General features: G+C 62.0%; 8 protein-coding genes and 3 tRNA genes. 10 read left to right on the top strand and 1 reads right to left on the bottom strand.

Going from position 1 to position 10,388, the window contains the following annotated elements; genetic code table 11:
* The first annotated feature begins 73 nt into the window (after positions 1 to 73).
* From QRO95_RS12785 to QRO95_RS12815, 7 genes are all read left to right on the top strand, one after another.
* The gene (locus QRO95_RS12785; RefSeq protein WP_285302723.1) at positions 74 to 589 is read left to right on the top strand and encodes a GspH/FimT family pseudopilin; all 516 of its coding nucleotides are present in this window, start codon (positions 74 to 76) and stop codon (positions 587 to 589) included.
* Positions 586 to 1,059: a type IV pilus modification protein PilV gene (gene pilV, locus QRO95_RS12790; RefSeq protein ID WP_164079892.1), complete on the top strand. Its 474-nt coding sequence runs from the start codon at positions 586 to 588 to the stop codon at positions 1,057 to 1,059. The genes QRO95_RS12785 and pilV overlap by 4 nt, the downstream gene beginning before the upstream one ends.
* Before the next feature lie 2 nt (positions 1,060 to 1,061).
* The gene (locus QRO95_RS12795) at positions 1,062 to 2,222 is read left to right on the top strand and encodes a PilW family protein (protein ID WP_285302724.1); all 1,161 of its coding nucleotides are present in this window, start codon (positions 1,062 to 1,064) and stop codon (positions 2,220 to 2,222) included.
* A 2-nt stretch (positions 2,223 to 2,224) separates the two neighbouring features.
* Positions 2,225 to 2,743, top strand: coding sequence for a PilX N-terminal domain-containing pilus assembly protein (locus tag QRO95_RS12800; protein ID WP_285302725.1), 519 nt, complete (start codon positions 2,225 to 2,227; stop codon positions 2,741 to 2,743).
* Between the two features lie 11 nt (positions 2,744 to 2,754).
* A complete protein-coding gene (locus QRO95_RS12805) occupies positions 2,755 to 6,525 on the top strand; it encodes a pilus assembly protein (protein ID WP_285302726.1) in 3,771 nt (1,256 codons plus the stop codon).
* 38 nt (positions 6,526 to 6,563) lie between these two features.
* A complete protein-coding gene (locus tag QRO95_RS12810; protein ID WP_285302727.1) occupies positions 6,564 to 6,986 on the top strand; it encodes a type IV pilin protein in 423 nt (140 codons plus the stop codon).
* Between the two features lie 79 nt (positions 6,987 to 7,065).
* A tRNA-Asn gene (locus QRO95_RS12815) sits at positions 7,066 to 7,142 on the top strand.
* 48 nt (positions 7,143 to 7,190) lie between these two features.
* Here QRO95_RS12815 and QRO95_RS12820 read toward each other — a convergent pair.
* Positions 7,191 to 7,685: a GspH/FimT family protein gene (locus QRO95_RS12820; protein WP_285302728.1), complete on the bottom strand. Its 495-nt coding sequence runs from the start codon at positions 7,683 to 7,685 to the stop codon at positions 7,191 to 7,193.
* Between the two features lie 170 nt (positions 7,686 to 7,855).
* Between QRO95_RS12820 and uvrB the strand changes: the two genes are divergently transcribed.
* From uvrB to QRO95_RS12835, 3 genes are all read left to right on the top strand, one after another.
* Positions 7,856 to 9,880 carry an excinuclease ABC subunit UvrB gene (gene uvrB, locus QRO95_RS12825; RefSeq protein ID WP_285302729.1) on the top strand — a complete coding sequence of 675 codons (2,025 nt, stop codon included), beginning with the start codon at positions 7,856 to 7,858 and terminating at the stop codon, positions 9,878 to 9,880.
* Positions 9,881 to 9,987: 107 nt separating this feature from the next.
* Positions 9,988 to 10,062, top strand: a tRNA-Val gene (locus tag QRO95_RS12830).
* Between the two features lie 98 nt (positions 10,063 to 10,160).
* Positions 10,161 to 10,235: transfer RNA gene (locus QRO95_RS12835), tRNA-Val, on the top strand.
* The last annotated feature ends 153 nt before the right edge of the window (positions 10,236 to 10,388 follow it).

The following is a 10,388-nucleotide window of genomic DNA, read 5'->3' on the forward strand; positions in this document are numbered from 1 at the left end:
GTTCATCCTGCCGCCGCTTGCCGGTGGCAGGGCGATGGCCCATCGTGGCCATCAACACGCTGGGGAGCGTCCAATGTCTTTGCGCCGGCAATACGGCTTTACGCTGGTTGAGTTGATGGTCACGGTTGCCGTGCTGGCGATCGTGGCCGCGATCGCCTTTCCGAGTTTCCAAGGCACTCTCCGCTCCAATCGGGTTGCGTCGGCAAACAATGAAGTACTGGGCCTGCTCAGCCTGGCGCGGAGCGAGGCAATTCGCAGCAACCGTGGCGGTGGCGTGTGTGGCAGCAGCGACGGCGCGAGCTGTGACGGTAGCTGGTCTGCCGGCATGTTGGCCTTCACTGACACCGATGGTGATGGCACGATGTCCTCCGAGGAAACCGTACTGCGGTTCGTCAGCGGCAGCCCCAAGCTGCAGCTGAGTGGACCGTCGGAAGAGGTCGCCTTCGATGGGCGGGGGCGCCGCAGGGCCGCCAGCGATCAGTCGATCCTGCTGGAGCCGGATGTCTGCAGCAAGGGCGCACTGGACAAACGCACTCTTACGGTAAATGCCTCTGGGCAGATCCGCAGCACCAAGGAAACCTGCTCATGAACCCGCGTTCGATCCGTGCACGCCAAGCGGGCGGCTTCACTCTGCTGGAAGTGCTGATTGCAATTATCGTTCTGGCATTCGGCCTGCTGGGATTCGCCCTGCTGCAGACCATGAACGTCCGCTTCGTACAGAGCGCCAACTACCGTACCCAGGCAACCAATCTCGCCTACGACTTGACCGAGCAGATGCGCAGCAACCGCTATCAAGCGGCGTGGTACACCGCCGCGTCGTTTGCGGCAGGCAGCAAAACCGCAGAGAAGGCGTGCGCCGCCGATACCGGCGAAGTCGCTATTGGTGCAAAGATTGAACGTTGGCAATGCCAGGTTGTAAAAGCGCTGGGTGACGATGCCGGCGCCGAGGTGACCTACAAGGGGGGTGTGGTGAACGTGGCGATCACCTGGGGCGACCAGCGCTGGGATCCGGATGATCCGGACAAGGCCACCACCTTCGCTCTGGCGACGGAATTGTGAGCATGGCCATGAAACGTCGTACCGCCATGGCTGGTCTATCGCTGGTCGAACTGATGGTCGCGCTGGTGATCAGCCTGGTGTTGATGCTGGGTGTGGTCCAGGTGTTCATTGCCTCACAGACGGCTTCGCGCCTGTCTGAGGGAGCATCCCGCGTTCAGGAAAATGCACGATTCGCGTTGGACTTCCTGGAGCGGGACATCCGAATGGCCGGGCACATGGGCTGTGTCAACGACCAGGCCCATGTAGTAAAGAACCAGGGAGACCCGGTATCGCATCTTGGTGCTACCTCCGGTGCTGGCAGTCCGTTGGATTTCAGTGTTTCCATCCAGGGCTTCGACGCTCCCGGCACGGCTCCCGGCGGCAGTCTGGCGCTAGGCGCGGACTGGTCCGCGCCGCAAGGCCTGCCGGCTGCGATCGCCGGATTGAGCCCGGCACCGGCCGGCGGCAGCGATGTGCTGTTGCTCCGCTTCTTCGCCCCCATGGGGGTGCCGGTCACGGCGATCTCTTCCGATGGCGGCGATGCACTCCTGGACGTGGATAGTGACCACGTCGCGCGCCTGACCAGCGATGGCATCAGCACGCCCACTCTGTTCGGCATCGCCGACTGTGGGCATGCCGATGTGTTCGCAGGCACGTTGAGCGCTGCGCGGGTGACTGCGACCTCTCTGGATCTGTCGCGCTACGTGGCGCAGCCAACCGGGCAGACGATGCTCTATCGCGCCGAGTCGATGGTCTATTACGTGGGTATCAATCCGGAGACGAAACAGCCTGGGCTGCGGCGAGCGCGTGCCGACAGCGATGGGGAGTACAAGATCAATGAAGAGTTGGTGGAAGGCATCGAAAGCCTGCAGCTGATGTACGGCCTGGACAACACCGCCAACATCAGTATCAGTGCTCCGCCGGCCGGCAACATCACCCAGCTCGCCGCAGCCGGCGGGGTCAGCACGGATGCCAATGCCGAAGGTGCCGCACAGTGGTTGCGTGTGGGGCAAGTGCAGGTCGGATTGCTGGCGCGCAGCCCATCGCCGTCGTCCTCGGCCCAATCGGCCAATGCGCTATCGGTGCTCGGCGTTGAGTTCACCAACAGTGACAAGCCCGACGGTCGCTACCGCTCCAGTTATGAAGTCTCGATTGCCCTGCGCAATCGCTTGTTCGGAAACTGATCATGGCCCATTTCCAGCGTTCGTTCAGGCCGATCACCGCTCCCCGCCAGCAGCGTGGTGCGGTGCTGTATGTCGCGTTGATCATGCTCATCCTGCTGGCATTGCTGGGTATCGCTGGCATGCAGGTGGCGGGCATGCAGGAGAAGATGGCAGCCAATTACCGAGCCGCCAACCGGGCGTTCCAGAATTCGGAAGGTGTGGTGCGTGCAGCCGAGCGCACGGTGGAACAGATCGCCAATCGCCAGGATGTCGGCGACGAGAGCCTGGTGCAGGCCAGCGATGTGTCGCGGGTCTGCGATGATGGATTCGACCCGGCCGATTGGGCTGTAGAGCGCCGCGACGATACTCGCTCTGCAGTCAATGTAAGGCAGATCGACAGTTGCGTAGTTGGTGAATCGGCACTGGAGATGGGGCGGCCACTGGAAGACATCACGCCGATCTACCAGATCACTGGGTTCGCCACTGACGATGCGGATGCCAGCTCGTCCGCAGTGGTCATCGATACCGTATTCAAACTCTGAGGACGCAGGCCATGGCTTCGCGCAAATTCCGCTTCATGGCCGCAGGTGGCGCCGCACTGGCGCTGGGTGGGGGCTACTTCATCTATACCCTGATGGCGGCCCAGGGCCAGGGCACGCTTGCACAGGCGCCGCTGAACATCCAGGTGCAGACGGCACCGGCCTTCCTGATGGCGCTGGATGATTCCGGTTCGATGCTGTGGGAGACGCTGAACAACACCCGTGATGGTGTATATCGCTGGAGCGGGACGAGCTTCTACAGTGGCAGCGTGGCGTACGGCTATGTCGATTTCGGGAACATATATCACTACGTATTCCCGAACTACGGCCGGGATTCGAATCTTGCAGTTCCGCCATTGGATGCCTATGGCTTTGTGCGATCTCCGGATGTCAACGGCTCCTACTTTGATCCTCGCGAGACCTATGATTCGTGGAAAACCGGGCTCACGGGCTCGGCTGCCAATTTCCCAAGTGGTCCGATTGATCCGGCCGCAGCGCCCCTGGATCCGCGACCGGGCACGCCAGACGGCAAGAAGACCGGCACCCTTGACCTCACCGCCGATTCGACAATGAGGTCCATTGTCGTGAGTGGAAAATCCGCAAACTGGCGTTTTCAGTTCTATAGCGGTATGGAACTTCCGAAAGATACGAGGATTGAAGACAATCGGTGCAGCGATATTACCAGCGGAAAAGGCGGAAACAGTAGTGTGAAGGACGGCTTCGCTGTGCTGAATAAGAAGGTGACGCTGAGCAAAAGCTGCAGTGCCGCAATGGTGTTCTATCCGGCCACGTTCTTCCTGGAAAACCCGGCCTCGCTGCCGGCCGATTACGGCTATACCGCATCCCCGGTGGCGGTGACCAACCCAGTTGGCGGGCGTCCGGGTACGCTCTACAAGTATGAGATCAAGCTGGATAACTTCAACAAGGATCAGGCCAAGTTCAACAATGCGATGCGGAACTTCGCCAACTGGTTCAGTCTGTATCGGACCCGTCGCGAAGCCTTGATCGGTGCGGCCACCAATGCGCTGCATGGCACTACGAACCTGCGCGTGGGCTGGTTCCGTATCAACGATCGGCCGGATGATCTGCAGAAGGTCAAGATGCACAACATGACCGACGAGACCGAAAAGTCGAAGTTGCTGTACGACATCATGAGCAGAATGCGAGCCAGTGGCTCCACGCCTAACCGTTCTGCCGCAAAATACCTTGGTCAGCAGTTCCAGCGCACGGATGAAGGGGCGCCTGTGCTGCTGGCTTGCCAGAAGAATGCGGGCATGCTGTTCACTGATGGGTACATCAATGAAAGCGGCAACAATACTCTGATGAAGGACCTGGTGGCGCCTTACTACAAGGGCCCGCTGGTCGAAGACCTTGATAACGGCTCTGTGCCGGTTCCTGCAGAGTGCAGCAGTTCCAGTCCGGACCCGTCATTGGACTGCAACAGAAAATTGCACATGAATTTCTACGGTGTGACGCTGGGTACTCAGGGCAAAGAGTTCGGCGTCAAGTACCTTCCGGATCCGAAGCGCCCCTGGGTGCTCAGTCCCGATCCGTACGTGGTCAAGCCCAATTTCCCGACCACGACGCAGGATCTCAAGCCGGAAGCGGTCGACGAGCTGTGGAACGCGGTATATGACACCCGCGGCGAGATGGTCAACGCCACGCGCCCGGGCGAAATCACCGCTGCCATGCGCCGGATCATCAGCAATGTTGCCCAAGGGGCCACGCCGTCCGGCTCGCGTTCGTTGACGGGGGCTCGTATCGGCGTGGGCTCGCTGTCGGTGGAGCCGTTCTACGAGGCGACCAACAACGGCACCGACTGGTACGGCAGGTTGCATGCCTACTCGCTGAAAGTGGACGACTCAACGCGCAGGATTGTCTCGGAGGAGGCATGGGAAGCGTCGGCGAAGATGCCAGCGGCCGCATCGCGCCGCATCCGCTTCTGGCGCAACGGTGAACTGGTTGATTTCACCGGCAGTAATGTCAGCCTGGCCAACCTGTGCGACAAGTCGGGTGTGATGTATCCGGGCATGCTGATCTGCAGTGCCTCGGAACTGGAAGGGCTCGCCACGGATTCGGCGACCGCCGTGGCGTATCTGCGTGGAGACACAACCAACGAAAAGCGCAGCGGTGGCAAGCTGCGCGACCGTACCACAGTGCTTGGGGACATCATCACCTCTACGCCGGCCCTGAGCTCGCCGCTCGATGACTACGGCTTCCGCCGTCTGCCGGGCGCGATGGGCACCAGTTATGCCGACTACATGGTCACCAAGCGCAATGACCGACGCTACATGGTCTACGCGGCTGCCAACGACGGGATGCTGCACGCCTTTGATGGCGGCATGGGCGCGGATGGCGAGATGGACAGCGATGGTGGCAAGGAGCTGTTTGCCTATATCCCGTCCACGTCGTTGGGTCATATGGGCAATCTGTTGTTGCCCAACGATCCCACCAACCAGAACATCCAGCGCTTCCAGCATCGCTACTACGTCGATGGCCCAGTGACAATCAGCGATACCTATGGCAGCAGCGGTTGGACCACCTCGCTGGTGGGTACGGCCGGCGCAGGTGGCCGTAGCGTGTTCGCGCTGGATGTGTCTGATCCGGCCAGCTTCGGCGGCACCGGCTCGCTGCTATGGGAAATCAGTGATCTCAACGCCGCACTGGATGACGAAGTGCGAGCGAATATCGGCCATGTGCTGGGCAAGCCGGTGATCGTGCCGATGAAGAATGCCGATGGCTCGGTGGGCTTCCGGGCGATCTTTGGCAATGGCTATGAAAGCGAGAGTGGCAAAGCCGTGTTGTTCGTGGTCGACATGGCAGCAGGCAGCACGCCGACCATCCGCATGATCGAGGCGGTCGAATCTGGTACAGATCTGCCCGCCGGTAGCAATGGGCTGGGCAACATCGTCGTGGTCGATCGTTGGGGCGGGGCTGGACAGAGCGAACGGGTCCGCGATGGTCTTGCCGATACCGTCTATGGTGCTGACAAGCGAGGAGCGGTCTGGAAGTTCGACCTGCGCGCCGACGCGGCACCGACAGTTCCGCTGTTCACCACCGATACTCATGTCGATCGCAGCGACAAGCGGACCTATCGCCAACCGATCACCGGCGGCATGACCGTGACCGCGGGCCCGTCCGGTGGCGTGATGCTGATCTTCGGGACCGGCAGCTTCTCGTACTACGGCGATGAGAACGATGCTGCGGTGCAGGCGCTCTTTGGCATCAATGACGTCGAAACCGGGCAGCCCAGTGCCACGTTGACCTCGGCCAATCTGCGTCCGTTCGCGGCACAGTTTGAGAATGACGTTCGTACCCTGCTGCCGGGTACTATCCCGACGCTGAGCCGTGGCTGGACCGTAACGCTGTCCGACAAGGAGCGTGCAGTCGGCAATCCGCGCATCGTTTCCGGGGTGGTCTTCATGCCAACCTATATCCCGTCCGAGGCCAGGGGCTGCTCGGTGGATGGTGCGAACTGGGTGTTTGGCCTGCAGGCCGGCAGTGGCGAAGCGGCAATGTCGCAGGTGCGCTTCGGTGCACCGGATGGCACGTCGCCGGGGGCAGGTACGGCTGGTGTACCCCTGGAAACGGGCGGTAACGCTCCGGTCAGGGATGTCACGACCTCTGTTGTCCCTCGCCTTGCGCCGCCGGATCCGGGTGAGCCAGGGACCCCGCCTCCGACGCCGCCTGGCGAGGCCTGCCTGATGCAGATTTCGGTGGCGGGTGCGAAACCGATGTACTTGCCTTACCCGTGTGGTCGCCAGTCGTGGAGGCAGATCCAGTGAGTGGCATCCGTGCTTCGTCGATCAATGGAGTTGCCGCAATGCACACGACGTTTGCCCCTGGCCGCCTGGCCCGCGGGTTCACTCTCATTGAACTGATGATCGTGGTGGCGGTCGTGGCGATCCTCGCTGCGATTGCTTACCCGAACTACAGCGAACATGTGCGGAAGTCGCGGCGGGCGCAGGCCAAGGCCGACCTGGTGGAGTACGCGCAGCTGGCCGAGCGCTACCACACCGTCAACAACACCTATGTGGGCTTCACCTTCCCGGGCGGCGCGGATTCCATCAACTCTCCTCGTGAGGGTGGTACGGCGGCTTACACCTTGTCCATGGAAACCGCGCAATCGACGTTTACATTTACGGCGACGGCTGCCAATGCTCAGACCAAAGACAAGTGTGGTGACCTGTCCCTCAACCAGGCCAATGTGAAGACGTCCAAGGGCACGCTGTCCGAATGCTGGTGATGTGGGAAAAGTGCGTCGGCGGTCGTCGTGGACAGGAGTGTTGCACTCTCTGACCGAGGTGATTACAATGCGCCTCCCCGCCCGAATAGCTCAGCCGGTTAGAGCACTTGACTGTTAATCAGGGGGTCGTTGGTTCGAGTCCAACTTCGGGCGCCAAGTTATACGCATCAAAGGCTTGCGGTCATCCGCAGGCCTTTTTTGTTTTCAGCAGGGTCGATCGGTCCTGGTCCGTGTTGATCGGACGCGACCGCTGTTGCTGACGATTATCCGGGAGTGCTCACGGCCGTCCGCGCAGATGCGCAGCGTCAGGTTGGCGCCAGGGCTGCGGCCATCCGGTTGGAAGTAAAGTTGTGGTCGGCCACTGCTGGTGGCTCCCCGGATCTTGATGTTCGGAAAGCCTGTCTGGTGCATCAGAATGGCATCGGCAGAAGAGGGTGGTTGTCGCCCGCCGATTGCCCTGTAGATGATCCAGCCCTGGCTCCAGTCGTCGCCGCAGTGGTGGCCATCGGTACTTGCGCAGATGCCGATCAAGGTACGCCGCATGATCGCCTGGTAGCGCGCAGTAGCGAGTCCGGACTGCAAGTTGATGCGGGTGGCGTCCGCACGCTGCCGCAACAGCAGGGACTGCAGGGAGGGCCAGCCGGCCGCCAGTAGCGCGGCCATCACTGCCACGACCGCCAACAGTTCGACCAGATGCATGCCTCGCGGTGCGGTAGGGCTGGGGAAGGGGAGGTGGCGCATGGGTCCAGCCTCCCTTGTCCAGCTAGGCGCCACCATCAGCCAACGCCGCGCTCACCTGCCCGGAAACCCCTCAGCGGGCCGTCACTCCATGCCCCGTATACTCACCACTCCCGGGAACTGGCACCACCATGAGCGACCGTTTTGAACTCGTCTCGCCGTATTCGCCGGCAGGCGACCAGCCTGATGCCATCGCGAAGCTGACCAGCAACTTCGAAGCGGGCATCGCCAAGCAGACGCTGCTGGGCGTCACCGGCTCGGGCAAGACCTACACCATCGCCAACGTCATCCAGAACGTGCAGAAGCCGACGCTGATCATGGCGCCGAACAAGACGCTGGCGGCGCAGCTGTATGGTGAGTTCAAGGCGTTCTTCCCGCACAACGCGGTGGAGTACTTCGTCAGCTACTACGACTACTACCAGCCGGAAGCCTACGTGCCATCGTCGGACACCTTCATCGAGAAGGACAGTTCGATCAACGAGCACATCGAGCAGATGCGGCTGGCGGCGACCAAGACCCTGCTGTCGCGCCCGGACGCGATCGTGGTGGCGACAGTGTCGGCGATCTACGGCCTGGGCGCGCCGGAAGACTACCTGTCGCTGCGCCTGATCCTGTCCAAGGGCGAGCGCATCGACCAGCGCGACCTGATCAACCACCTCACCCAGCTGCAGTACACGCGCAACGAATACGAGCTGCAGCGCGGTACCTTCCGCGTGCGTGGTGAAGTCATCGACGTGTTCCCGGCCGAGTCGGACAGCGAGGCGCTGCGCCTGGAGCTGTTTGATGGCGAGGTCGAGAAGATCACGTTGTTCGATCCGCTCACCGGCGAGACGCTGCGCAACATGCAGCGCTTCACGGTCTACCCGAAGACCCATTACGCCACCACGCGCGAGCGTGTGCTGGCGGCGATCGAGACGATCAAGGTCGAGCTGAAGGAGCGCCTGGAGCAGCTGTACGCGCAGAACAAGCTGGTGGAGGCGCAGCGCTTGGCGCAGCGCACCCAGTTCGATCTGGAAATGATGGCCGAGGTCGGCTACTGCAACGGCATCGAGAACTACTCCCGGCACCTGACCGGCAAGAACGCCGGCGAACCGCCGCCGACATTGTTCGACTACCTGCCGGCCGACGCGCTGCTGGTGATCGACGAATCGCACGTGACCATTCCGCAGATCGGTGCCATGTTCAAGGGCGACCGTTCGCGCAAGGAAACGCTGGTCGAGTTCGGGTTCCGGCTGCCCTCGGCGCTGGACAACCGGCCGCTGCGCTTCGAGGAGTGGGAAGAGCGCTGCCCGCGTAGCATCTATGTGTCGGCCACGCCAGGCCCCTATGAGTACCGCGAGGCCGGTGACGAGATCACCGAACTGGTCGTACGCCCCACCGGGCTGATCGACCCGGTGGTGGAGATCCGCCCGGTCGGCACCCAGGTTGACGACCTGATGAGCGAGGCCAACGCGCGCATCAAGGCCGGTGACCGTGTGCTGGTCACGACGCTGACCAAGCGCATGGCCGAAAATCTCACCGAATACCTGACCGAGCACGGCATCCGCGTGCGCTACCTGCACTCGGACGTGGACACGGTCGAGCGCGTGGAGATCATCCGCGACCTGCGCCTGGGCAAGTTCGATGTGCTGGTGGGCATCAACCTGCTGCGCGAGGGCCTGGACATGCCCGAGGTGTCCCTGGTGGCGATCCTGGATGCCGATAAGGAGGGCTTCCTGCGCTCGACCGGCTCGCTGATCCAGACCATCGGCCGTGCCGCCCGCAACGTGCGTGGCAAGGCGATCCTGTATGCGGACAAGATCACCCGTTCGATGCAGGCGGCGATCGACGAGACCGACCGCCGTCGCGCCAAGCAGGTCGAGTACAACGAGCAGCACGGCATCGTGCCGCGCTCGGTGGCGCGTCCGATCACCGACGTGCTGGAAGGCGCGCGCTCCGATGCGGCCGAGAAGGAAGCAAAGAAGAGCAAGGGCAAGGGCAGGCCCGGCGTTGCCGAGGAGGGGAGTGACTATCGATCCCTCAGCCCGGCCCAGCTGGCGTCCCGTCTCAAGGCGCTGGAGCAGCAGATGTACCAGCACGCCAAGAACCTGGAATTCGAGGATGCCGCCCGCGTGCGTGACCAGATCCGGCAGCTGAAGGAAGCGAGTCTGGGCTGAACGCGGCAGTGCAGCATCTTCTTCACAAAAGTGTTGCGCTTCACGGCCGGCATCCGTAATATACGCGGCCTGCACCGACGCAATCGCGGACGTTCAGAAGCAAAATCGGGCGGTTAGCTCAGCGGTAGAGCACTACCTTGACATGGTAGGGGTCACAGGTTCGAACCCTGTACCGCCCACCACGAAGTCCCTGGAAGGGGGCTGTCGTGAACTGCAAAGCCCGGCCCTGGCGCCGGGTTTTTACGTAGCAAGGCCAGCTTTCGGGCGGCAAGAACAAGATGGGCGGTTAGCTCAGCGGTAGAGCACTACCTTGACATGGTAGGGGTCACAGGTTCGAACCCTGTACCGCCCACCACGACGTCCCTGGAAGGGGGCTGTCGTGAACTGCAAAGCCCGGCCCTGGCGCCGGGTTTTTACGTAGCAAGGCCAGCTTTCGGGCGGCAAGAACAAGATGGGCGGTTAGCTCAGCGGTAGAGCACTACCTTGACATGGTAGGGGTCACAGGTTC

Origin of the sequence: Stenotrophomonas maltophilia group sp. Smal13, assembly GCF_030236855.1 — a bacterium.
Taxonomy (GTDB): domain Bacteria; phylum Pseudomonadota; class Gammaproteobacteria; order Xanthomonadales; family Xanthomonadaceae; genus Stenotrophomonas; species Stenotrophomonas maltophilia_A.